The organism is Krasilnikovia sp. M28-CT-15 (genome assembly GCF_047159595.1).
GTDB lineage: Bacteria > Actinomycetota > Actinomycetes > Mycobacteriales > Micromonosporaceae > Actinoplanes.
In genome coordinates this window covers 171394-193496 of the sequence record NZ_BAAGAK010000001.1, presented here as the reverse complement: position 1 = coordinate 193496, position 22103 = coordinate 171394, and the positions used below count along the sequence as shown (strand labels likewise).

At 69.3% G+C, this 22103-nt stretch carries 23 protein-coding genes and 2 tRNA genes; 13 read left to right on the top strand and 12 right to left on the bottom strand.

All coding sequences use genetic code 11. From position 1 onward, the window contains the following. Together recF and ACMCNO_RS00930 are read left to right on the top strand one after the other, a co-directional pair. A complete protein-coding gene (gene recF, locus ACMCNO_RS00935) occupies positions 1-1131 on the top strand; it encodes a DNA replication/repair protein RecF (RefSeq protein WP_412747532.1) in 1131 nt (376 codons plus the stop codon). Further along, on the top strand, positions 1121-1810 hold the full coding sequence (locus tag ACMCNO_RS00930; RefSeq protein ID WP_412747531.1) for a DUF721 domain-containing protein: 690 nt from the start codon (positions 1121-1123) through the stop codon (positions 1808-1810). Before recF ends, ACMCNO_RS00930 begins: the two co-directional genes overlap by 11 nt. A gap of 109 nt (positions 1811-1919) precedes the next feature. Here the strand turns inward: ACMCNO_RS00930 and ACMCNO_RS00925 are convergent, their stop codons facing one another. Beyond that, on the bottom strand, positions 1920-2486 hold the full coding sequence (locus ACMCNO_RS00925) for a hypothetical protein (RefSeq protein ID WP_412747530.1): 567 nt from the start codon (positions 2484-2486) through the stop codon (positions 1920-1922). 520 nt (positions 2487-3006) lie between these two features. Between ACMCNO_RS00925 and gyrB the strand changes: the two genes are divergently transcribed. The 6 genes from gyrB to ACMCNO_RS00895 all read left to right on the top strand — a co-directional run bounded on the left by gyrB (position 3007) and on the right by ACMCNO_RS00895 (position 10197). Continuing rightward, positions 3007-4959 (top strand): DNA topoisomerase (ATP-hydrolyzing) subunit B, encoded by a 1953-nt coding sequence (gene gyrB / locus ACMCNO_RS00920; protein ID WP_412747529.1) that lies wholly within the window; start codon positions 3007-3009, stop codon positions 4957-4959. 136 nt (positions 4960-5095) lie between these two features. Next, on the top strand, positions 5096-8866 hold the full coding sequence (gene gyrA, locus ACMCNO_RS00915) for an intein-containing DNA gyrase subunit A (protein WP_412747528.1): 3771 nt from the start codon (positions 5096-5098) through the stop codon (positions 8864-8866). 3 nt (positions 8867-8869) lie between these two features. Continuing rightward, entirely contained in the window at positions 8870-9751 is an 882-nt protein-coding gene (locus ACMCNO_RS00910; RefSeq protein ID WP_412747527.1) for a DUF3566 domain-containing protein, read from the top strand. A gap of 119 nt (positions 9752-9870) precedes the next feature. Further along, positions 9871-9947 (top strand) — tRNA-Ile (locus tag ACMCNO_RS00905). 35 nt (positions 9948-9982) lie between these two features. Continuing rightward, positions 9983-10111 (top strand): DLW-39 family protein, encoded by a 129-nt coding sequence (locus tag ACMCNO_RS00900; RefSeq protein ID WP_412747526.1) that lies wholly within the window; start codon positions 9983-9985, stop codon positions 10109-10111. Between the two features lie 10 nt (positions 10112-10121). Beyond that, positions 10122-10197 (top strand) — tRNA-Ala (locus tag ACMCNO_RS00895). A 55-nt stretch (positions 10198-10252) separates the two neighbouring features. Here ACMCNO_RS00895 and ACMCNO_RS00890 read toward each other — a convergent pair. The 10 genes from ACMCNO_RS00890 to ACMCNO_RS00845 all read right to left on the bottom strand — a co-directional run bounded on the left by ACMCNO_RS00890 (position 10253) and on the right by ACMCNO_RS00845 (position 17144). Further along, entirely contained in the window at positions 10253-11401 is a 1149-nt protein-coding gene (locus tag ACMCNO_RS00890; RefSeq protein ID WP_412747525.1) for a tyrosine-type recombinase/integrase, read from the bottom strand. Beyond that, the gene (locus ACMCNO_RS00885; RefSeq protein ID WP_412747524.1) at positions 11398-11577 is read right to left on the bottom strand and encodes a helix-turn-helix domain-containing protein; all 180 of its coding nucleotides are present in this window, start codon (positions 11575-11577) and stop codon (positions 11398-11400) included. The genes ACMCNO_RS00890 and ACMCNO_RS00885 overlap by 4 nt, the downstream gene beginning before the upstream one ends. Then, a complete protein-coding gene (locus ACMCNO_RS00880; protein WP_412747523.1) occupies positions 11574-13400 on the bottom strand; it encodes a replication initiator in 1827 nt (608 codons plus the stop codon). Before ACMCNO_RS00880 ends, ACMCNO_RS00885 begins: the two co-directional genes overlap by 4 nt. Next, on the bottom strand, positions 13397-13591 hold the full coding sequence (locus tag ACMCNO_RS00875; protein WP_412747522.1) for a hypothetical protein: 195 nt from the start codon (positions 13589-13591) through the stop codon (positions 13397-13399). The genes ACMCNO_RS00880 and ACMCNO_RS00875 overlap by 4 nt, the downstream gene beginning before the upstream one ends. Further along, positions 13588-14199, bottom strand: a complete 612-nt coding sequence (locus ACMCNO_RS00870; protein WP_412747521.1) for a hypothetical protein — start codon at positions 14197-14199, stop codon at positions 13588-13590. Before ACMCNO_RS00870 ends, ACMCNO_RS00875 begins: the two co-directional genes overlap by 4 nt. Continuing rightward, entirely contained in the window at positions 14196-14402 is a 207-nt protein-coding gene (locus ACMCNO_RS00865) for a hypothetical protein (protein WP_412747520.1), read from the bottom strand. The genes ACMCNO_RS00870 and ACMCNO_RS00865 overlap by 4 nt, the downstream gene beginning before the upstream one ends. Then, on the bottom strand, positions 14399-15832 hold the full coding sequence (locus ACMCNO_RS00860; RefSeq protein WP_412747519.1) for an FtsK/SpoIIIE domain-containing protein: 1434 nt from the start codon (positions 15830-15832) through the stop codon (positions 14399-14401). The genes ACMCNO_RS00865 and ACMCNO_RS00860 overlap by 4 nt, the downstream gene beginning before the upstream one ends. Positions 15833-15834: 2 nt before the next feature. Beyond that, positions 15835-16245 carry a hypothetical protein gene (locus ACMCNO_RS00855; RefSeq protein WP_412747518.1) on the bottom strand — a complete coding sequence of 137 codons (411 nt, stop codon included), beginning with the start codon at positions 16243-16245 and terminating at the stop codon, positions 15835-15837. Next, positions 16242-16601: a hypothetical protein gene (locus ACMCNO_RS00850; protein ID WP_412747517.1), complete on the bottom strand. Its 360-nt coding sequence runs from the start codon at positions 16599-16601 to the stop codon at positions 16242-16244. The genes ACMCNO_RS00855 and ACMCNO_RS00850 overlap by 4 nt, the downstream gene beginning before the upstream one ends. A gap of 96 nt (positions 16602-16697) precedes the next feature. Then, positions 16698-17144 carry a hypothetical protein gene (locus ACMCNO_RS00845; RefSeq protein ID WP_412747516.1) on the bottom strand — a complete coding sequence of 149 codons (447 nt, stop codon included), beginning with the start codon at positions 17142-17144 and terminating at the stop codon, positions 16698-16700. Positions 17145-17326: 182 nt separating this feature from the next. On the opposite strand from ACMCNO_RS00845, the gene ACMCNO_RS00840 reads away from it, so the two are divergent. The 4 genes from ACMCNO_RS00840 (at position 17327) to ACMCNO_RS00825 (ending at position 19935) form a co-directional block, all read left to right on the top strand. Continuing rightward, on the top strand, positions 17327-18106 hold the full coding sequence (locus tag ACMCNO_RS00840; protein WP_412747515.1) for a GntR family transcriptional regulator: 780 nt from the start codon (positions 17327-17329) through the stop codon (positions 18104-18106). Then, complete coding sequence (locus tag ACMCNO_RS00835) at positions 18103-18954, top strand: hypothetical protein (RefSeq protein WP_412747514.1); 852 nt, start codon at positions 18103-18105, stop codon at positions 18952-18954. Before ACMCNO_RS00840 ends, ACMCNO_RS00835 begins: the two co-directional genes overlap by 4 nt. Then, positions 18951-19409 (top strand): NUDIX hydrolase, encoded by a 459-nt coding sequence (locus tag ACMCNO_RS00830; protein ID WP_412747513.1) that lies wholly within the window; start codon positions 18951-18953, stop codon positions 19407-19409. Before ACMCNO_RS00835 ends, ACMCNO_RS00830 begins: the two co-directional genes overlap by 4 nt. Before the next feature lie 130 nt (positions 19410-19539). Beyond that, entirely contained in the window at positions 19540-19935 is a 396-nt protein-coding gene (locus ACMCNO_RS00825) for a hypothetical protein (RefSeq protein WP_412747512.1), read from the top strand. A gap of 780 nt (positions 19936-20715) precedes the next feature. Here the strand turns inward: ACMCNO_RS00825 and ACMCNO_RS00820 are convergent. Next, positions 20716-20871 (bottom strand): hypothetical protein, encoded by a 156-nt coding sequence (locus tag ACMCNO_RS00820; protein ID WP_412747511.1) that lies wholly within the window; start codon positions 20869-20871, stop codon positions 20716-20718. A 779-nt stretch (positions 20872-21650) separates the two neighbouring features. Between ACMCNO_RS00820 and ACMCNO_RS00815 the strand changes: the two genes are divergently transcribed. After that, positions 21651-22031: a hypothetical protein gene (locus ACMCNO_RS00815; RefSeq protein ID WP_412747510.1), complete on the top strand. Its 381-nt coding sequence runs from the start codon at positions 21651-21653 to the stop codon at positions 22029-22031. Positions 22032-22103: the final 72 nt, after the last annotated feature.

The window sequence follows — 22103 nt, the reverse complement described above, 5'->3', positions numbered from 1 at the left end:
GTGTACGTGCGCCGGGTCGAGCTGACCGACTTCCGCTCGTACGAGCGGGCGTCGGTCGACCTCGAACCCGGCGTCACCGTGCTGGTCGGCCCCAACGGCACCGGCAAGACCAACCTCATCGAAGCCCTCGGGTACGTGGCCACCCTGGACAGTCACCGGGTCGCCACGGACGCGCCGCTGGTCCGCGCGGGAGCGGCCGCGGCGATCGTCCGCTGCGCGATCGTCCACGAGGGACGCGAACTGCTCGTCGAGCTGGAGATCGTCCCCGGCAAGGCGAACCGGGCCCGCCTCAACCGCTCCCCGGTGCGCCGGTCCCGCGAGGTCATCGGCGCACTGCGCATGGTCCTGTTCGCCCCGGAGGACCTGGAACTCGTCCGCGGTGACCCGTCCGAGCGCCGCCGCTACCTCGATGACCTGCTGGTGGCACGGATGCCCCGGTTCGCCGGGGTGCGCGCCGACTACGACCGGGTGGTCAAGCAGCGCAACGCCCTGCTGCGCACCGCGTACCTGACCCGCAAGGTCGGCGGCACCCGCGGGCAGGACCTGTCCACCCTGGCCGTCTGGGACCAGCATCTCGCCCACCACGGGGCGGAGCTGCTGGCCGGGCGGCTGGAGCTGGTCACCGCGCTGGCACCGCACCTGACCAAGGCGTACGACGCGGTCGCGGCGGGACGGTCGGCGGCGTCCATCGCGTACACCTCCCGCCTGGGCGACGTCCTCGCGCCGGATCGCGCGGCACTGGAACAGGCCCTGCTGGAGGCGCTGGTAGAGCAGCGGGCCGCCGAGACCGAGCGGGGCGTCACCCTGGTCGGCCCACACCGCGACGACGTCGCGCTGACCCTGGGCGACCTGCCCGCGAAGGGGTACGCGAGCCACGGCGAGTCGTGGTCGTTCGCGCTGGCGCTGCGGCTGGCCGCGTACGACCTGCTGCGGGCCGAGGGCATCGAGCCGGTGCTCGTGCTCGACGACGTCTTCGCCGAGCTGGACACCGGACGCCGGGACCGGCTGGCCTCGCTGGTAGGTGATGCCGGCCAGCTGCTGGTGACCTGTGCGGTGCCGCAGGACGTACCCGCGACCCTGCGCGGCGCGCGCTTCGACGTCGCCCCCGGGACGGTGACCCGTGCCGGCTGACCGCGGCCCGGCGGGGTCGTTCGGCTCCGAGAGGCCGGACGAGCCCACCCAGCCCGGCCGCCCGCCCGCCTCTACCGGCGGGCCCTCCACCGGCGGGCCGGAAGCTGGCGGGCCGAAAGCCGGCGGGCCCAGCACCGACCGGGCGGGTGGCTCCGGCGACGGGCAGGGCACGGCGGGGGCGGCCGGGCCCGAACTCGCCCGGGCGGTGCTGGACGCGGCGCTGGCCAAGCGCCGCGCCGCGCAGCGAGCCCCCCGCCGCTCCGGCGCCGGGGGCGAGGGCGGCGGTCGGCGGCTACGCGGCTATTCCGGGCCCGGACCCGATCCACGTGACCCGCAACTGTTCGGTGCCGTCCTGGAGCGGCTGATGAAGCAGCGCGGGTGGCAGAAACCCGCCGCCGAGGCCAAGGTGTTCGGCGACTGGGAGAAGGTCGTCGGGTCGGACATCGCGGCGCACAGCCGCCCGGTGAAGCTCGACGCAGGGGTGCTCACGGTCGAGGCCGAATCCACAGCCTGGGCCACCCAGCTGCGCCTGCTCGCCGGGAACCTGCTCAAACGGATCGCGGCCGAGGTCGGCAACAACGTGGTCACCCGGCTCAACATCCACGGCCCGGCCGCGCCCTCGTGGAGCCGGGGCCCGCGCCGCGTCCAGGGCCGCGGCCCTCGAGACACCTACGGCTGACACTCGCTGTCGCGCCCGTAGGCGGTCGGCCGGGACGCGGCGGTCGCCACCGCCCGCGCCTGCGCCACCCGCCGCGCGGGCGGCCGGCACGTCGATGGGCTGGGAGCGGTCAGTAGTCGGCGAAGACGGCGAAGCCGCGTTCGGCGCAGCGGCGGTAGAAGCCGGCCAGCACCGCGAGCTCGGTACGGGCGAAACTCCAGTGCGGCGCGTTCCCGGCGTCGTCGCGCAGTGCCGCGAGCCGGTGGTCCAGCCACCGCAACTGCTGCTCCGCGAGCCGTCCACCGGCCACCGCCGCGCGCATCACTGCGGCCACACTGTCGAACGTGACCAGGTCGCCGTACTCATGGTGGCCCTCGACGAAGCGTTCCAGCCCGCCCGCGATCCACGCGCAGCCGTCGGGGTCGATCACCGGGTCCTCGTCCTCCGCGGCCGCGTCCGTCGCGTAGAGCACGCCGTCCAGACCCAGCAGCAGATCGACCAGCTCGGTGTACGCGGTGGCGCGCACCGTACCCGTCTTGGCTATGTGCAGCGCGAGCGCGCCGGTCGGCGCCGCGATGTCGGGCGCCTCCGCGATGCCCCCGAAGTCGACGAACTCGGCGGGCGCCACCGGGTCATAGAACTGGTTCGTCCGCGGCCAGCGCACCGCGACGTTGTCCAGGCCCTTGTCGTGCGCCATGGGGGGCCACCTCCTCGACCTACCCTTGCGGCCGTCCGGCCGTACACCGGCCCGCGCGGGGAGGTTACGACACCGCCACCGGTGGCCGTGAGGCAGTGTCGCAGCGCGTGGCCCTCGGGTGCGGCAGGCGCGCCCCACCGGGCGGCGCCCGATTCCGCGGCCATTGCGGTCGGGCACCTCTTCCGTGTAGGGGGAGACGTGGGAGGCGGCCTGCGAGCCGCTACGGCAATCTGAGCCGCCCGGAAAGGGTGCCGGACCCCCGTGAACTCGCTCCAGCGGAGTAGAATCGCCGAAGACCGGGAAAACGCCAGCATGACGATGATCCGTCACGCTGCGCGATTTTTCCAGCCGATCACGATCCGCGGGTGACCGCGGCGACCGGCGCGGCTCTGCTCCACCGGTGGTCCGCCCCTTCCCGCGGGTTGTCATCTGTGGTGCACCGTGCGCGTCGGCCGCCAGCAGCCGCCCGCCGACCCCGGGTCCGGCCCGCACGCGGGCCGGGCAGGAGAAAGTGGCCGACGTGGCAGAGAAGAAGCACGAATACGGTGCCGAGTCCATCACCGTGCTCGAGGGCCTCGAAGCGGTGCGCAAGCGTCCCGGCATGTACATCGGCTCCACCGGCGAGCGCGGCCTGCACCACCTGGTCTGGGAGGTCGTGGACAACGCCGTCGACGAGGCCATGGCGGGCTTCTGTGACACCGTCGACGTCGTTCTGCTGGCCGATGGCGGCGTCTCCGTCACCGACAACGGCCGCGGCTTCCCGGTCGACCTGCACCCGAAGCTGAAGAAGCCGGGCGTCGAGGTGGCGCTGACCGTGCTGCACGCGGGCGGCAAGTTCGAGGGCACGGTGTACAAGGTCTCCGGCGGCCTGCACGGTGTCGGTGTCTCCGTGGTCAACGCGCTGTCGACCCGGATGGCCGTGGAGATCCACAAGTCCGGTTTCGTGTGGCGCCAGCAGTACTCGGCCTCCAAGCCCGGCCCGCTGGAGAAGGGTGAGGCCACCACGACGACCGGCTCCACGGTCCAGTTCTGGCCCGACCCGACGGTCTTCGAGACGGTCGACTTCGACTTCCAGACCATCTACCGCCGGCTCCAGGAGATGGCGTTCCTCAACCGCGGCCTGACGATCAACCTGCTCGACCAGCGTCCCGGCCAGGAAGACGAGAACGGCAAGGCCCGCGAGGTCACCTTCATGTACGCGGGTGGCATCGCCGACTTCGTGCGCCACCTCAACGCCACCAAGACCGCCATCCACAAGTCGGTGATCGAGTTCGGCGCCGAAGCGAACGAGGAGGGCATGGCGGTCGAGGTCGCCATGCAGTGGAACGAGTCGTACGGCGAGTCGGTGTACACCTTCGCCAACACGATCAACACGCACGAGGGCGGCACACACGAGGAGGGCTTCAGGGCCGCGCTGACCAGCATGGTCAACCGCTACGGCGCGGAGAAGAAGCTGCTCAAGAGCGACGAGAAGCTGTCCGGCGAGGACATCCGCGAGGGGCTGGCCGCGATCATCTCGGTCAAACTGGCCAATCCGCAGTTCGAGGGTCAGACCAAGACAAAGCTGGGCAACACCGACATGAAGGGCTTCGTGCAGAAGGTTGCCAACGACCAGCTCGCGGACTGGTTCGAGCGCAACCCGGCCGAGGCCAAGATGATCGTCACCAAGGCCTCCCAGGCCGCCCGGGCCCGGATCGCCGCTCAGCAGGCGCGCAAGCTGGCCCGGCGCAAGTCGCTGCTGGAGTCCGGATCGATGCCGGGCAAGCTGGCCGACTGCCAGTCCACCGACCCGCGCCTGACCGAACTGTTCATCGTCGAGGGCGACTCGGCCGGTGGCTCGGCCAAGTCCGGCCGCGACAGCATCACCCAGGCCATCCTGCCGATCCGGGGCAAGATCCTGAACGTGGAGAAGGCCCGGATCGACCGGGTGCTGAAGAACAACGAGGTCCAGGCGCTGATCACCGCGCTGGGCACCGGCATCCACGACGAGTTCGACATCGCCAAGCTCCGCTATCACAAGATCGTGCTGATGGCGGACGCGGACGTCGACGGCCAGCACATCCAGACGCTGCTGCTGACGCTGCTGTTCCGCTTCATGCGCCCGCTGGTCGAGGTCGGTCACGTCTACCTGGCCGCCCCGCCGCTGTACAAGCTCAAATGGAACAAGAAGGGCGATGACGCCCAGTACGCGTACTCCGACCGGGAGCGCGACGGTCTGATCGCGTTGCGCCAGCAGAAGAAGCCGAACGCCAAGCCGGACGACATCCAGCGGTTCAAGGGTCTCGGCGAGATGAACTTCCAGGAGCTGTGGGACACCACGATGAACCCGGCCACCCGGACGCTTCGTCAAGTGACACTGGATGACGCCGCGGTCGCCGACGAGTTGTTCAGCGTGCTCATGGGCGAGGACGTCGAGGCGCGCCGGACGTTCATCCAGCGCAACGCCAAGGACGTGCGCTTCCTGGACATCTGACGGCAGTTCGGCGGTCATCGAAACGCCGCCGACCTGTGGTTATACACAGTCCCCCACTACTTTCCACAACGTTATCCACAGCGAAATGCGTAGCTCGGCCCTTGATGTCGGGTTCTACTGCAAGTAAGGGTTAACTGTGACGGACACTCCCGAGACCCCGGGCGACGAGCCCCAGGACGACGTCGGCGGCGGCGTGACCCAGCGCATCGAGCCGGTCGGCCTCGAGGTCGAGATGCAGCGCTCGTACCTCGACTACGCCATGAGCGTCATCGTGGGCCGCGCCCTGCCCGACGTGCGCGACGGCCTCAAGCCGGTGCACCGCAAGATTCTGTACGCGATGTACGACTCCGGTTTCCGCCCGGACCGGGGCTATGTCAAGTGCGCCCGCGTCGTCGGCGACGTCATGGGCAACTACCACCCGCATGGTGACTCCTCGATCTACGACGCGCTGGTGCGCATGGCGCAGCCGTGGTCGTTGCGCTACCCGCTGATCGACGGCAACGGCAATTTCGGCTCGCCCGGCAACGACCCGCCGGCCGCGATGAGATATTGTGTTATTTCGGACACTTTGGTACGAACATCGCTTGGCACGGTGCGGATCGGCGACATCGTCCCGGACGCGGCGCCGAACTCCGAGACCGACATCGACCTCAAGGTCTTCGACCGCAACGGAGACCCGGTCCGGGCCACGAAGTTCTTCCACTCGGGCGAGCACCCGACCCTCACGCTGCGCACCCGCGAGGGCTTCGAGCTGACGGGTACGCACAACCACCCAGTGTTGTGCCTGGTCAGCGTCGGCGGCGTGCCGACGCTGCTGTGGAAACTTCTGGAGGAGATCCAGCCAGGCGATCGCGTCGTCATGCAGCGGGTCGTGCCCGACGAGATCGGTGTGCCGATGCTGGAGCACGTCGAGGCGGCGGTGCTGGCCGGTGCGTTCGTCAGCGAGGGCTGGGCGTCGGAGACCCGTGCGGGCTTCAACAACATCGACGCCAGCTTCTTCGCTCGCGTGGTGTCCGCATACGACATCGCCGTCGGTGGGCCGCGTTACCTCCAGCGCCGCCCGATCGCGTCGGGCAGCCTGCTGCACGAACTCGACATCCAGAACCTAGAAGCGCTGCGCCGCAGCGTGCTCGGTGAGCTGATCGGGACGCGTAGCGCGGCCAAGTTCGTCCCATCGTTCGTGTGGGCGGGCCCGGCCACGGTGAAACGGGCGTTCCTGCAGTCCCTCTTCGAGGGTGACGGCTCCTCGTCGCTGCTGCCGCGCAACACCATCCAGATCTCGTACTCGACCCGCAGCGCGCGTCTAGCGGCGGAGGTCCAGCAGTTGCTGCTGGAGTTCGGCGTGGTCGCCCGGCAGTGCCGTGACGACAACGGTGAGATCAAGGTCGTCATCACGAACCGGCGGGACGCTCGCCAGTTTGCGCTCCACGTCGGCTTCCTCGGCCGCAAGCAGGCCAAGCTGCAGTCGGAACTGGGCTCGATCCCGGCGACCAGCACGGCGATGTCCGGCGACCACGTGCCGTTCGTCGGCGACTTCATCCGGACGTACGGTGCTCGTCGGTGGACCGAGCGTGACTGGCTGGTCAAGCACAACATCGACCGCATCGAGCGCTGGGAGCGTGACGGCGCCGAGATCGCCGCGCGGATCACCGAACCCGGTGTCCTGGACGTCGTCGAGCCGCTGGTGGACGGCCGCTTCTACTACGCCGACGTGGCCAGCGTCACGGACGGCGGCGTACGCCCGGTTTTCAGCATCCGGGTCGACACCGACGACCACGCGTTCGTGACGAACGGTTTCGTCAGCCACAACACGGAGTCGAGGCTCGCGCCGCTCGCGATGGAGATGCTGCGCGACATCGACGAAGACACCGTCGACATGCAGGACAACTACGACGGGCGGGCGAAGGAGCCCACGATCCTGCCGGCGCGGTTCCCGAACCTGCTCGTCAACGGGTCCGAGGGCATCGCGGTCGGAATGGCCACCAAGATTCCGCCCCACAACCTGCGCGAGATCGCCGCGGCGGTGCAATGGTGCCTGGACAACTTCGAGGCGGACGAGGCGACCACACTGGACGCCCTCATCGACATCGTCCAGGGTCCGGACTTCCCGACCAGGGGCCTGATCGTGGGCAAGTCGGCCATTCAGGACGCGTACCGGACCGGGCGCGGCTCGATCCGGATGCGCGCGGTCGTCGAGGTGGAGGAGGACGCCCGGGGGCGTACCAGCCTCGTGGTGACCGAGCTGCCGTACCAGGTCAACCCGGACAATCTCGCCGAGCGGATCGCGGAGCTGGTCAAGGAGGGCAAGCTCACCGGGATCGCGGATATCCGGGACGAGTCGTCCGGGCGTACCGGTCTGCGCCTGATCCTGGTTCTGAAACGCGACGCGGTCGCCAAGGTCGTGCTGAACAACCTGTACAAGCACACCCAGTTGCAGGACACGTTCGGCGCGAACATGCTGGCGCTGGTCGACGGGGTGCCGCGCACGCTGAACCTGGCGCAGTTCCTGCGCAACTACGTGGCGCACCAGATCGACGTCATCCGCCGGCGGACGGCGTTCCGGTTGCGCAAGGCCGAGGAGCGGGCGCACATCCTGCGCGGCCTGGTGAAGGCGCTGGACATGCTGGACGAGGTGATCGCTCTGATCCGGCGTTCGCCGACGGTCGAGGACTCGCGCCAGGGCCTGATGCAGCTGCTGGACGTGGACGAGGTGCAGGCCACCGCGATCCTGGACATGCAGCTGCGGCGGCTGGCGGCTCTGGAGCGCCAGAAGATCATCGATGAGTTGGCGAAGATCGAGGTGGAGATCGCCGACCTTAAGGACATTCTGGACAAGCCCGAGCGGCAGCGGTCGATCATCTCCCAGGAACTGAAGGAGATCGTCGACCGGTGGGGTGACGAACGGCTCACCCAGATCATCCCGTTCGACGGTGAGGTCTCGATGGAGGACCTCATCGCCCGCGAAGACGTCGTGGTGACGATCACACGTACGGGGTACGCGAAGCGCACCAAGATCGACATGTACCGGTCGCAGAAGCGCGGTGGCAAGGGCGTGAGCGGCGCGTCGCTGCGCCAGGACGACATCGTGAGCCACTTCTTCGTGATCTCGACCCACGCGTGGATCCTGTTCTTCACGAACAAGGGCCGGGTGTACCGGGCCAAGGCGTACGAGCTACCAGAAGCGGGCCGAACCGCCAAGGGCCAACACGTCGCGAACCTGCTGGCGTTCCAGCCCGACGAGCACATCGCCCAGGTCATCCAGATCGCGAATTACCAGGTCGCACCGTATCTTGTGCTGGCAACGAAGAATGGCCTGGTGAAGAAGACCCGGCTGGAGGAATTTGACTCCAACCGGAGCGGTGGCATCATCGCCATCAACCTGCGGGAGGACGACGAGTTGGTGGGGGCGGCGCTGGCCAGTGCGGAGGAGGACCTGCTGCTGGTCTCCAAGCACGCCCAGGCCATCCGGTTCAACGCGTCGGACGAGGCGCTGCGGCCGATGGGCCGGGCGACCTCAGGTGTCATCGGCATGCGGTTCACCGGCGAGGACGAACTGCTGGCGATGGAGGTGGTCCGCGAAGGGCTGGACGTTTTGGTCGCCACGAACGGCGGGTATGCCAAGCGGACGCCGATCGAGGAGTACCCCGTCCAGGGGCGGGGTGGCAAGGGCGTACTGACCGCGAAGATCACGGAGCGTCGTGGTGGCCTGGTCGGTGCGTTGGTAATCAGCCCGGAGGACGAGCTATTTGCCATCACCAGCAATGGTGGAGTCATCCGGACTCCCGTGAAGCCTGTACGGCGCACGCGGGATCGGAACACAATGGGGGTCAAGCTGATGGACCTCCCAGAAGGTGTAACCATCGTGGCGCTTGCTCGCAATGCCGACGAGCCTGACGAACAGGACTAGTTGATGACGGAGACCACGGCGAAGTCGGGGAGTTCGGGGACCTCGACAACCCCGGTCGATGCGGAGCCGAAGAAGGACGGTTCCGCGCCGGCCGGACGCGAGGCCGCCGGCCGCGCGACAGTCCCCGCCACCGACTCACCGTCCCCGCCGAAGTTCACGCGTGCGCCGGGCATGGCCCCGCCGCCGAATGAGCCGCCCGCCGATGGGGACGCCCCGGCGAAGGCGGACCGGCCGGCAGGCGCGCAGGCCGCGGGGATCGCGAAGGGTTCGGCAGCAGTGCCGGTCGTCACCAAGGGCGGCACCAAGGGCGCGACCCCCAACGGGGCGGCTGCGCGTACCGGTGTCCTGCCTCCCGTCTCGCCCGGCGCCGCGCCGCAGCGGCCCGGCGTGGCGGCCCCGGACGGCAAGCGCCCCGGCGCCACCGCCACCGGTGCGGCAGCGGTCGGCGCGGCCCGGGTGTCGGAGACGGTGCGCGCCGCCCGGTCCACGGTCTCGTCGGCCGCCGCGCGTGGCCCGCGCCGCGCCCGCCTGAACCTCAAGCGGATCGATCCGTGGTCCGTGATGAAGTTCGCGTTCGCCGTCTCCGTGGTGATCTTCATCGTCGTCGTCGTCGCGACCTCGGTCCTGTATCTCGCGCTGGACGCCATGGGCGTCTGGAAGGAGATCAACAAGGGCCTGGGCGACCTGGTGAGCGCCAGCGGTGGTGCCGGCTCGACCAACTCGGGCTTCCGGGTCACCGCGTGGGGCGTCATCGGTACGTCGATGCTCATCGGCGCGGTGAACGTGGTGCTCTTCACCGCTCTCGCCACGCTCGGGGCGTTCATCTACAACGTCTGCGCGGACCTGGTGGGTGGCATCGAGCTCACCCTGGCAGAGCGCGACTGAACGGTGCGGAAGGGGCCTGCCGCCTGCCGTGCGGCGGTCCCTTCCCGGTCCGTTCGCGCGGCGGGGGTCCCGGTTTGGGGGTCCAAGTCGGGGTACGGTAACCTTCGTGTCGCACTTACGGGGCTATAGCTCAGTCGGTTAGAGCGCAGAGCTGATAACTCTGAGGTCGCTGGTTCGATTCCAGCTAGCCCCACCATCGTGCCCGGCAGTCGCAGATCGAGAGGTCCAGCCATGCTGAAGAAGCTCCTGATCATCGTCGGCGTGGTTGGCGCGGCTGCGCTGATCGTCAAGCGGGTCAAGGCGTCCAGTGACGAACGTGCCCTCTGGCACGAGGCCACCACGGCCACTGACCTGCGCTGACATCAGTCCCGGGGCCCTAGCTCAACTGGCAGAGCACCGCCTTTGCAAGGCGGGGGTTACGAGTTCGAGTCTCGTGGGCTCCACCAGTACAAACAGGGTTTCCGCCCAGGCCCGAGTACAGCCACCCGTACAGCCAAGGGCTCACGCCAGCCCCTCGCCGAGGACCCGATCAATGGCCGAGGTGGCCTGCCGTGCCCGCGCCGACAGGACATGCCCGTAGGTGTCCGCCGTCAGCCGAATCGTGGAGTGACCCAGCAGCTCCATCACCGTCCGTAGCTCCTCGCCCTGATCGAGCAGGTACGTGGCAAACGCGTGCCTAAGGTCGTGCAGGTGCAACCACGGCAGACCAGCGGCGTCGCGCAGCTGCTCGAACCTTCTGTTGACGTTGCGCGGCTCACTCGCCGTGCCGATGGAGCTGGCGAACACGAGGTTGAGGTCCTCCCACACCTCCCCGGCAGCCAACCGCTCCCGCGCCTGCCGTACCCGCTGCCGCTCCAGCGCCCGCACCGCCAGCTCCGACAGCGGAAGCGGCCGGGCCGACCGGTGAGTCTTGGGCGGGACGAACCGCAGGCCCTGGTCGGTCCGCTGCAACGTCTGCCGAACGGTCAGGACGCGGTCCGGAAGGTCGACGTCCGACCAGCGCAGTCCGAGAAGCTCTCCACGCCGCAGCCCGGTCGCCAGGGCCAGCACGAACAGGGACTCAAGCCGGTCACCCGCCAACGCGTTCAGTAGCCGCCTAGCCTCCTCGGGATCGAGCGCTCGACGCTCGGCCCGGCCGAGGCTCGGAGGCTTAGCCGCCTTCGCCACGTTGCGGGGTACCAGGTCCAGCCGTTCCGCATCACTCAGCGCGACCCGCAGGACACCATGCACCTTGACCACCGTGGCTGGGGCCACTGCCGAGCGCAGCGCCGTCAGGAACCGCTGCACGTCTCGGGCCGTCAGCTTGTCCAGCTTCACCCGCCCAAGCGCGGGCACCAGATGTGTCCGGACCACCTGCCGGTAGCGGGCAAGCGTTGACGGCCGGGTGCCGTCGTGGGACTTCACGTCACGAAGCCACTCCTCAAGCCACGCCGCCAGGGTGCGCGGCGGGGCGGCGAGGTCCACACCGAGCTGGAGTTGCCGCCGCAGGTCGTCCCGCTTGAGCACCGCCGCGGCTTCGGTCTTGGCGTAGACGTACTTCCGCTTCCGCTTGCCGTCGACCCAGCCCAGGTCGACCACCGCTGCCCATACTCCCGGCCGCTGCTCATACACCGAACCCTCGCCGTGAGCGCGACGTCCCTTCCCCGTCACCGCAACACCTCATCGGTCGCCGAAAGAAGCTCGTCGATCGCTGCTAGCGGGATCAACCGTGCACGCCCAGCCTTGATCGACCGAAGCTGACCCGAGCGCAGCAGAACGTACACAGTGTCCCGGCACACGCCCAGCAGCTCCGCCGCCTCGGCGGGACGGACGCTCCTCCTCTTCATCGCGGTTCCTCCTTGGACATGGGTGCGGGACGGGTTGCCGAGACATCGGGAGTGGGTGGGTCGCCGCTGGCGTGTTGCCGAGCGGAGTTGAGCTGGGCGCGGCGTTGGATGCGTTGGCTGATCGCACGCAGCAGGCGGTGTTCCAGCGGTGGGAGGTCCGGGTCGTCGGGCCGGGCCATCTCCCACGCGACGGGTGCCGGCGCGGCCGTGCTGGGGTCGGCGGCCGGGGCGGTGGCCGCGTCGTCGGTGACGCCGAGGAGGGCTTTGACCCAGGCGTGGGCGTCGGCGCGGTGGTCGGCGAGGGTCTTGCCGGACCAGTCCCGTGACACCAGGACGCGGCGGCCGCCGATGCCGAGGGTGGTCTTCTGGTGGACCCGGCCCTTGCAGTTGCCGGGGCGCAGCCGGCCGTGGGCCTTCTTCGGCTGGACGCCATAAAGCAGCCAGTTCGCGCACCGCTCCGAGCAGGGCGTGACGCGCAGCTGGTGCCAGAGCCGGTCGAGGTGGTCGCGCTGCGGGTCGGAGGTGGTGGTGTGGCAGTCGGCGGCGGCTTTGGTGACGTACTTGGTGATGTAGCCGATGGTCTTCTCCACATCGTTGGCGCCGGGTTCGACGCCTTTGGCTTTGACCTGCGGCCCGAACGTGGCGACGTGTGCCGGGACGCTGTCGGGGTCGGCGTCGATGGCGTCGAGGGCCTGGTCCCAGGTGGGCAGCGGGGTGCGGGTGTCCGGGTCGACCCACGCGAACGCGGTGGCGTCCCACACGGGCGGGCGGTCGAGCGGATATTGCAGTCGATCAGCGACCGGCCACCACACCTGGTGGTAGGTCGCGGCGGCCACCCGTTCCAACATGGCGCGAGGGATGGTTCCCCGGATCGCGAAGTGGGCGTGCGGAGCCAGGCGCCGCTGCGGTTCCACGCACCCGGCGTACTGGACGTTCCAGCCAACCGCACGGCGCAGGTTCTGCATGAAGCGGTCGAGCAGGCGGGGGAAGTGCACCGCGTCCCACGCCGCGCGTCGGTAGTCGTAGGTGCCTGGGTCGACGGGCGTGCCGAGCTGTGGGTCGTCTTGGGTGTGCCGGCGGCGGCAGGCGCAGGGGCGTCCTGGGTGGATGGAGTGGACGGGGCCGTAGGTGTCGAGGGTGAGGGTGAGCCACATGGACGGCTGGTGCACCGACCCGTCCGTGCCGGTGTAGGTCCTGCCGACCGTGCGGGCTTGGACCTTCTGGCGGGGCAGGTCGGGCACGTCCTGACGCCGCTTCGTGGATCGCTTCCGGCGGGGCCGGTCCGCGCCGTCGTGGCCCTGGTCGTCGTCGGGGTTGCTGTGCGGGGGTGCGATCCGGCCACGGAGCCCCTCGGCGGCGATGGCGTCCTCTACCTCGGCGATGGCCTCGTCCAGCTCGGTGACCTGATCCCACTCGGCGTTGCGTTCGGCCTGGACGCGGTAGAACTCGAAGTGCGCGCGCAGGCTGATGAGCGCCTTCTGGTCGTCGGTGGCCGGCGCGGGTGGGGGTAGGGGTTCATCGGTGCGGTGCCAGCCCTCACGGATCTGGACCTGCCGGTAATGCCGGGCGCGTTTGGCGCAGGGCGGGCACTTGGCTTCCAGGGTCGCCCCGCAGGGCAGGTCGATTAGCTCGGTCTGTCCGGTGGTCAGGTCGGTGCGGCGCAAGGCGATCGGGCGAATGCAGACGCCGTGCTCGGCGGCGAGCTGCTTGAGCGCGTCGACGGCGCGGGGCAGGGCGAGCCGGGCGGCCCGCGAGCCCGGCCGGACCTGCGGTCGGGGGGCGGGCGCCTCGGCCGGGGTGATGGGCAGGGTGGGTGCGGTCACGGGCGTGGTTCCTCCTCTGCGGGGCCGGTGGGCGGGGCGGGTCGGACGTTCAGGTACAGGCGGGTCCGCGCGGTTTCCTGACCGGCCGGATAGGCGCGGGAGACGGCGGTGATGTCGATAAGCCGCGACTCGGTGAGGGCCTGGAGCACGGCGGCGCATTCGGTGGGGGTGCCGACGAGGCGGATCTTCATCGGGTCACCGGCCCGATGACGGGGGTGCCGTTGAGGCGGGTGAACGCCTCGGCGGGTGCCGGGACCACACCCGACACCGGGGCCGCGGCCCGGGCTGGGGTCGCAGGCAGCGACGGTGCGAGTGGGGCCGGGGCATGGTGCTCGGCCGGGGCGGGTGCCGCCTTTGGTGGCGCGGGCTCGATCACGCTGGCCGGGTTGGTCCCGGACGGGGTGGTGAAGACGAGCTTGACCAGGGCCATGAAGGCGAGGGCGGGGACGGCGGACAGCAGCCAGCCGGACGGGCTGGGTTGGGCGACGGCGAGCTGGGCGGCTAGAGACAGCGCGGCGGCGGCGATGAGCAGGGCCAGCGGGTAGCCGATCGAAGCGCCGGCGCGGCGGCGTCGTTTGATGGTGAGGAACGCGGCGACGGGGACGAGTTCGCTGATGACGGCATTGACCCAGCCGAACGCGTCGGGGGTTCCGGGTGGGGTGTGGCGCATGGTCCAGTCGTGGACGTGGGTGAACGACGCCCACCCGGCCGCCACCGCCACGACGGTGAGGATGGCGGCCAGGGTGAACGTCTCGACACGATCCGCCCGACCCATGCCGGTCGCGGTTGCGGTGGTCATCGGTTGACCTCCGGTCGGGTGCGGCCGGGAAGGGCGATCAGTTCGACGCCATCCGGCACCGGGATGGCGGTGGTGGTGTCGGTGTCGGTGTCGGTGTCGCGGGAGTAGCCGAATCCCAGGTCGTCGGCCAGGGGCGTGGTGATCTCGTGGTGGCAGTGCTCGCACATCAGCGGGGCGGGGCGGGTGATGGTGGGAGCGGTCATGCTGCACCGCCTTCGGTGGCCTCGCCCTCGATGACCCGGAACCGGCCATAGGTCCGGGCCATCTCTTTGATCTGCTGGTCGGTGAGGTAGGAGAACCGGACCCGCATCGGGGTCGGGTCGCCTTCCAGCGCGACGTATCCGACGCCGGGCTGCGACTGCGGGATGCGGTCGCACAGGGCGCCGCGGTCACGCATCCCGTCACCGAGGACGAGGTCCACCTCGGGCGGTTCCGAGAGGCGCAGCGCGATCCGGGTGGGGAACAGTCCGCGGGCGGGAAGGACTTCTTTGCGGGGGTCCTGGATCGCGGCGATGACGTGGACGCCGACGGCGCGGCCCTGGGAGAGGACGATGCCCATGGCGGCTTTGATCCGGTCTTTCAGTTGGCGGTCGGTGAGGTAGTGGGTCAGGTTCGCCAGTTCGTCGATGACGAGGACGATCAGCGGCTCGGCGGTGCTGGGTTCGTGTTGGCGGGTCTTCGATGCCAGGCGTTCGGCCCGGTCCTGCGCTACTTTGGCGGCTTCTTCCAGGAGTGCGGCCATGGCGGCGAAGTCGCGGGTGGCGAAGCGGGTGAACATGGGTCGTCCCATGCCGAGTTCCATGCCGCCCTTGGGGTCGATGCCCCACAGCTCCACCAGCCCCGACGCCACGCCGCCGGCGAGGGCGCGGATGAACGACCAGATCACCGAGCCCTTGCCCGAGCCGGTCGCCCCGACCACGAGGACTTGGGTGCCGAACAGGCGCAGGCAGTAGGGGGTGCCGTCCTCGCACAGGCCCATGGGCAGGGCGGTGAAGTCCGGCACGGCCGGGATCGACAGCGGCGCGACCGTGGCGCAGAGGGTGTCGCCGCGCAGCAGGACCAGGACCACGGTCCCGAACACCGGGCCGGGGATGGCCTTGACCTGGCGGACGCCGAAGGTGTGCGCGAGGCGTTCGGAGGCGCGGGCGAAGTCGTCGGGGATCTGTCCGGTCACCATCCGCACCAGCACCAGGTCCGACCCGGCCCGGCAGCGGACGCGCTTGAGGGCGGGGATGACGGTGTGCCGGTCGTACGAGACGGCGAGTTTCGCGGTGACCATGGCGGCCTGCCAGCGACGCCGATACACGAGGCGGCGCCAGCGGGCGAGGATCGGCCACCACCCGAACCGCAGACACGATGTCTGGTGCCCGAACCACCACCCCGTGCCAATGGCCGCGGCTGATCCGAACAGGATGGTGAGGCCCTGCCACCCATACCGCACATACAGCCAGGTCAGGAACGTGGTGGGCAGGGTGACGTACCAGAACCGGACGTACGCCCTGACTGCCCAGGCGAGCGCTTTGACGAGCTGCCAGGCGATGACTGCCCACAGCGGAACTCGCAGGACCGGGGTACGGACGTTGAGCGAGGAGGTGGGGACCTGCTCGCCGCGGATCACGTTGACCAGGGGCATGGTCAGCACACCTCCCTTCCAGCGAGGGCGAACAGGGAGCCTTGCCCGGTGGCAGGGCGGCGGGTAGCCCGGCGCCGCACCGACCGCGGCACCGGCACAACGGCGGGGAACAGATCCGCGACCGAGACCGGACCGGTCGGTGGAGCGGGGATGTGCCGGCACATGGTCGGCAGCCAGCGGCCCCGGCCGAGCACGGCCCGCAGGTCGGTGGTGTCGCAGACGTGCGGGGCGATCAGGTCCGGGTCCAGGCACCGCAGCCTGACCACGGTGCGAGCCAGGGACGCGGCAGCGGCCGCGATCTCGACCAAAGCAGCGACCCGGACCGCATCGGAGGGCACCGACGTGTAGACCTGGCGGGCGGCGGTGACACCGGGAGCGGCGAGCAGGGCGACGGTGCGGCGGTGGGTCTTCACGCGATCACCTGCTTGCGGACCGCGTACCGCGCGGCCGCACGGCGCAGCGAGGCTCCGCCGTCGTTCCTGCCGCCGAGTACGGCGGTCACGACGGTGCCGAGGTAGCCGGTCAGGAACGCGTTCACCGCGTCGATGCGGTCCAGCCGGGTGCGGCAGTGCGCGCACGCCTCGGCCAGGTCCGCGCGGGCCTCGGCCAGCTCCCGATCGGTGAATGCCGGACCGGCGGACGAGGTCTGGCAGCGCGGGCACCGGTCGGTGTCCGGGGCCAGCGGCACGAGCTGGTCACAGGTGGTGCAGGTCCGCCACACAGCGGACGGTGACGTCGTGACGCGGGCAGCGTCGACTACCTTGGGCATTACAGCCCCTTCCGTTCAGAGCGGATCAGGTTGAGTGCGCGGGGGCGGGGAAACTTCTTGGCGGATGTGGCCCCACCCCCGACGCGCGGGTAGAACTCAAGCGGCCTTCGGTTTCGCGGCCGAGCGCGGCTCGCTGATGCCTGTCGCGCGGATCGTCCAGCCCAGGCGGGCCTTGCACTTGTGCGGCTTGCCCGGCTCCGGTGCCTTGCACCGCTGCGAGTCCGACCAGGGCGAGATCGTCACGTCGGTGAACTCCACCAGCGGCGGATAGCCGGGCATCGCCGACGGTGGCGGCACGGGCTGCACCGGCGCGACGACCTTGACCTTGACCTCCTTCGGCCGGCCGAACTTGCCCGCCTCCGGGTCCAGGTCCACCACCGTGGCGAGCCAAACCCTTTCGCCGGTGTCCTTGTCCCGCGCTTGGTCGTCGGGCTGGTTACGCCGGTCGAAGTCCGTCGCGGGTTCCACGCCCAGGCACAGGCAGCCGTGCGGGAACACGAAGTCGAACGGGACCGGCACCTTCACCGAGTTGGGAACTGCCATCAGGCTCACACCCCCCTGGGTTGCGCGGCTCGGGCCTCCCGGCCGCAGACGTAAGACGTCGTACGTCTACGATAACGCGGCGATGCATGAGACACAAGACGTATTACGTCTATCCTCGGATCGCAAAGTTGCAGGCAGACCCGTAGCGTGTGTCTCGTAAGACGTCCTACCGGGGAGCGCCAGTGCCGATCGAAACGCCGAGGTCCCAGTACGCGCAGATCGCGGACGAGCTGCGGGACCGTATCCAGGACGGCACCTACCAGCCCGGGAGTCTGCTGCCCAGCGAGCAGCGGCTCGCCGACGAGCTCGGCGTATCCCGCGTCACGGTCAACAAGGCAGTCACCCTGCTGCGATCGTCCGGTGACGTGAAGGTCCGGCGCGGCTCAGGCACCTACGTGCGCAGCTTGCCGCGTATCACCCGAGACGCCAAACGCCGCTATGCAGCACGCGAGCAGGGCACTGGCGCCGGGCAGGTCGAGGTCGCCTCGCTGGACCTGCAGTCGAGTACCGACTACCGGGAGATCCGCCGCGTGCCACCTCCGGTGGCGGTCGCGCAGCTCCTGCAACTCGATAGCGGCGAAGACACGCTCGTCCGGCGCCGGGTGCTCTACGCCAACGACGAGCCCACGCAGATGGCCGACTCGTACTACCCCTGGTCGATCGTCGGTGGCGACGACGCGCTGATGAAGGCCGAGGTCGGCAAGGGCGGTTCATACTCCCGCCTCGCTGACCTCGGCCACGGCCCGGTGCGCTTCACCGAGGACGTGACCGTGCGGGTACCCGACGACGCCGAGCAGCGACTGCTCGACATCGAGGCGACGCTGCCGGTGTTCGAAATCTGGCACGTGGCGTACGACGCGAAGGACCGGCCCGTCGAGGTGTGCATTCACGTGATGCCCGGTCACCTATGGTCGCTTCGCTACGACTGGGACGATGCGGCCCGCGCGGGGAAGCGGAAATGATGGAAGTCCGGCTCGGCACCGAAGCCGCCCCCGGCCGGGCGGCCAACGAGGACGGCGCTCTGGTGGTCGGTGACCTGGTCGCAGTGTTCGACGGGGTCACGCAACCCGCCGATCTCCGCAACGGGTGCGCGCACACCCCTGCCTGGTACGTGCAGTGCCTGGCCGGGAAGCTCGGCGCAGCGTGTGGCGAGGAACCCGACGCGGCTCTGCCCTACCTGCTCGCCCGCGCCATCGACGCGGTCGCGGGGGAGCACCGGGGCACCTGCGACCTGGGGCATCCCGGCACGCCGGCGGCGACCGCGTGCCTCCTTCGCGCTGGTGACGATCAGGTCGAATACCTGGTGCTCTGTGACAGTCCGTTGGTTCTCGACCTCGGTGACAGGACCGAGGTCGTCAACGACCTGCGCTTCGACCAGGTCATCGCCGACGTGCGGCAGGCGGCCCTGGTGCCCGGCGCGGTCGGTACCGCCCAGCACGCCGAACGCATGAAGACCGCGGCCACTCGCAAATGGGAGTACACCAACCAGCCGCACGGCTACTGGATCGCCGCGGCGGACCCCCGGGCGGCGTACGAGGCGGTCACCGGCACGGCACCGCTGCACGGGCCTGGACGGGTGCGCCGCGCGGCCCTCCTGACCGACGGTGCCTCCGCGGCCGTCGAGCAATTCGCCCTTTACGACTGGACCGGCCTGCTCGACGTCCTCACCACCGCAGGTCCCGCCGAGCTGATCCGCCAGATCCGCACCGCCGAGCACGCCGACCGCGACGGACGTGCCCAGCCGCGCTACAAACGCCACGACGATGCCACCGCCGTCCTCTGCCTCTTCGACGAAGGGAAACCCGCATGACCCCGCCGGAACGCCCCCGTCATTCCGTCAGCGTCGCCGCCGTCATCACCGACGAGGGCGGCCGGGTCCTGGTCGTCCAACGCCGTGACAACGGCAAGTGGGAGATCCCGGGCGGCATCCTCGAACTCGGCGAATCCATCCACGCCGGGATGCGCCGCGAGGTCGAAGAGGAAACCGGCGTCATCGCCGAACCCGAACGCCTCACCGGCGTCTACAAGAACCTCCGCCTGGGCGTCGTCGCCCTAGTCTTCCGAGCCCGCATCCTCAGCGGCCAACCCCGGCCCACCGAGGAGAGCGCCGCCGTCGACTGGTGGAGCGCCGACGACGTCGCCGAACGCATGGGCGAAACCTTCGCCATCCGGGTCCTCGACGCCCTCGACACCACCGACGTCGCCGTCCGCCTCCATGACGGAGTGCACCTCCTTGCTGAGGAAGTCACCCCACCAACCCGGTAGGCCCGATTGCGCTGGCTCGTCCGTATTCCCTGTTCCCATGCTTCCCGACTGATGCCTGACAGTGGATCTAGGATTGATCTGTGGCATGGCTCCACAAGCCGCGAGCTCGAGTGGAGGGCGGAGGACGGCGGTGGAACTTTGGGAGTTCCTTGACCATCTTCAGCGGCGCCCGGGGATGTGGGGGCTCGACGGCTCGTTCGGGCAATACGCCGCGTTCCTTGAGGGATACGGGACGGCTGAAGGCCGCGCGTTAGAGGGATGGCGGGAGTGGTTGGTCGTCCAACTCGACGGCGGCAACAACCTGGGGTGGCAGGGGCTCGTCCATCGGCTCGCTCTGCCCGACTGGGAACCGGGGTATTTGCCGCTCGACGAGGTTCAAGACAAGGCCGTGGTCGTGGCTCTTTTCAGGCTGTTGAATCAGTTCGTCGCGGAGCGCGAAAGCGGCGGAGGAGCTTTGTCGGTAAAGGCTGTCCACCAGGCGTGGATGGAGCGCCAAAGTTGGTATCGGCCCCAAGAACCGTCGTAAGGCTGCCAGGTGATCGCCAAGCACTGGTGGGACGCGAGCAGCACTGGAACACGAGGGATTGGTCGACGATCGGCTAGGAACTCTTGGGAGTGATGGGTCGCTTGATGCTCTCGGGGGCTGAGCTGCCGTCGGTTCCGGTGTAGTAATGAGAGACGCTCGAGTTGCGTCGGGTCTCTTCGATTGCGGCGTCCATCTCCTCTTGCGAAATCGGGCCGCCGAACTCAGGCGCAGACGGTTCCGGTTCCCCACCTGACCGGAGGTTGCCTCCGATCCACGTCCGTCGCTGATTCTCAGGAATCGGGTTTTCCTTACGGTCGCCGTGCTTCTCGCCGTTCGCCTCAGCGGAGGTGGTCGCTGCCGCCGCGGCTGCCTACACAACAACGACCATCAGGATGCCGAATAGCGCGTGACGAGCTCTCATTGCCACCTCCGTCAGCGTGCCAGCGTCACTTCCTGAGCGTCACAGTCAGGCTCGGCTGAGTGATTCATGCTAGGCATCCGATCAGACAACACGGCGCACAGACCTGGACTATGCGCCTGCACTGATGCCTTCGAGTCGCAGGTTCACTGGGCGCATGACTTTCGCACATCACCCGGCGAAGGACAAGAAGGTTGATGCCAGTACTGCCGATTTCGCCCTTTCAGTATCAAGGCGCCGCTGACGCGGCGCACCGTGGCGCGCAGGCCGGTCGCTCGGGGCCGCTGCGCGGCCCGGTCCGCCTTACGCCTTCGGCGACGGCGGCCGGGCAAGCCCCGGCACCGGTACCCGCGCCCGCACCATCAGGGGACGATGATCCGAGGTTGACCATCGGGCAGCTGCGGATCGGCATCGAGGACCAGGGCGACGACGAGATTGGCCGAGCGCCGCTGCGCTCGGCCTGCTGGCGACCTCCGGTCGGCATCGGCCGGCGCGGCGGCGCAGGATTCGGGTTCCATGGTCAGACGCCTCCGGCGGGGGCACTCGGAGCTCTGGGATGGTGGAGCCACCCCGCCCACCGTCGACCCAGGCGGAGCCGAGCAGACCTGCCTCAGGGCGGCAAGGTCGTTCGGACGTAGGGCGCTCCACCTTGCCGCCCTGAGGCAGGCCCGCTCCACGGTGTATGGGTCGACGGCAGACGGGATGGCGGAAGCACGGGGACGCTGGCGTATGCCATTCAGTCCCAGCGGCCGGGCAAGCGAGGGAGCATGAACGGGCACGAACAGGCTTCTGACACATCGGTTGAGCAGGCGATTCGGCCCCTAGGGGACGTGGAGGCAAGTGGTGAGCCCTGACGATGATGAACAGCGCGCAAGGATGAGGTTCCTCAACGCAGGGACCGCGTTCTTCCGCGCCGGGCAGGTGGCTGCGTGGGCGGGAGTGGTCTACGTCATCGTTGCAGTGGTGCAACGAGTCACCGGCTAACGTCGGGGCCGCCGAACGGACTCGGAGCGGTCCGACGACGGCGCGTACCGAAGCCGTGCCATTGGCGTGCCATTGGGCTAGGACACCAGAGGACGGCCGTGGTCATCACGGACCACCCTGACCTGGACAAGGCTGGACCGATGAGCCGTTGATCGGCAATTCCCAAGCTGACAGTGCGGGTTCGATTCCCGTCACCCGCTCCACGACAATGGCGGTGTGTGGGGTCGACGGCGGACGGGATGGGTGGAAGCCGACGCGGTAATGGGGCCGATTCCGCTGATGTGGGTTCCCGAGGGCCGATACGCTCCGCCGTATGTCAGGTGGGACCATCGGCGACACCTCTGTGACGCTCCGCGTTGACTACTGGCAGTTGGTGGTCGGTGTCGTGGACAACGAGATATCGAACGCTGTAACGGAGGAGGGCACCGAGGACATCGTCGAAACCGCATGGCGCGTGAGGGGCGCTGTCTGTGCCCGCGCGTCTGGAGGCGACGGGTACTTTCTTCCCGGCGATCAACGCGTGAGCGTCGCGCTGGGCGAGCCGGATTGGACCTTCGTCACGGTTGCCTTGTCTGAGGCGGCGGATAGGGCCGATGACATGACTCCAGGCGTTGACCCCGATGGCACGGAGCAGCGTGAGGTGCTGGCGGCCATAAGGTCCGAACTCGCGAGGAACGCGTCCACGGGCGAGTAGAGCCGCGAAGCTGACGGCCGTACAGCCATCAGTACAGCCAAGCCGACCGACACCGGGCGCGGGACAGCGGCA

What these genes read in the sequence shown, in the direction of transcription:
- ACMCNO_RS00885 (WP_412747524.1), bottom strand. Translation starts at nt 11,577, where the DNA reads ATGAAGAGGAGGAGCGTCCGTCCCGCCGAGGCGGCGGAGCTGCTGGGC.
- ACMCNO_RS00925 (WP_412747530.1), bottom strand. Translation starts at nt 2,486, where the DNA reads ATGGCGCACGACAAGGGCCTGGACAACGTCGCGGTGCGCTGGCCGCGG.
- ACMCNO_RS00860 (WP_412747519.1), bottom strand. Translation starts at nt 15,832, where the DNA reads ATGCCCCTGGTCAACGTGATCCGCGGCGAGCAGGTCCCCACCTCCTCG.
- ACMCNO_RS00865 (WP_412747520.1), bottom strand. Translation starts at nt 14,402, where the DNA reads ATGACCGCTCCCACCATCACCCGCCCCGCCCCGCTGATGTGCGAGCAC.
- ACMCNO_RS00910 (WP_412747527.1), top strand. Translation starts at nt 8,870, where the DNA reads ATGACGGAGACCACGGCGAAGTCGGGGAGTTCGGGGACCTCGACAACC.
- ACMCNO_RS00900 (WP_412747526.1), top strand. Translation starts at nt 9,983, where the DNA reads ATGCTGAAGAAGCTCCTGATCATCGTCGGCGTGGTTGGCGCGGCTGCG.
- ACMCNO_RS00875 (WP_412747522.1), bottom strand. Translation starts at nt 13,591, where the DNA reads ATGAAGATCCGCCTCGTCGGCACCCCCACCGAATGCGCCGCCGTGCTC.
- ACMCNO_RS00845 (WP_412747516.1), bottom strand. Translation starts at nt 17,144, where the DNA reads ATGGCAGTTCCCAACTCGGTGAAGGTGCCGGTCCCGTTCGACTTCGTG.
- ACMCNO_RS00815 (WP_412747510.1), top strand. Translation starts at nt 21,651, where the DNA reads ATGTCAGGTGGGACCATCGGCGACACCTCTGTGACGCTCCGCGTTGAC.
- ACMCNO_RS00830 (WP_412747513.1), top strand. Translation starts at nt 18,951, where the DNA reads ATGACCCCGCCGGAACGCCCCCGTCATTCCGTCAGCGTCGCCGCCGTC.
- ACMCNO_RS00870 (WP_412747521.1), bottom strand. Translation starts at nt 14,199, where the DNA reads ATGACCACCGCAACCGCGACCGGCATGGGTCGGGCGGATCGTGTCGAG.
- ACMCNO_RS00835 (WP_412747514.1), top strand. Translation starts at nt 18,103, where the DNA reads ATGATGGAAGTCCGGCTCGGCACCGAAGCCGCCCCCGGCCGGGCGGCC.
- ACMCNO_RS00820 (WP_412747511.1), bottom strand. Translation starts at nt 20,871, where the DNA reads ATGGAACCCGAATCCTGCGCCGCCGCGCCGGCCGATGCCGACCGGAGG.
- ACMCNO_RS00850 (WP_412747517.1), bottom strand. Translation starts at nt 16,601, where the DNA reads ATGCCCAAGGTAGTCGACGCTGCCCGCGTCACGACGTCACCGTCCGCT.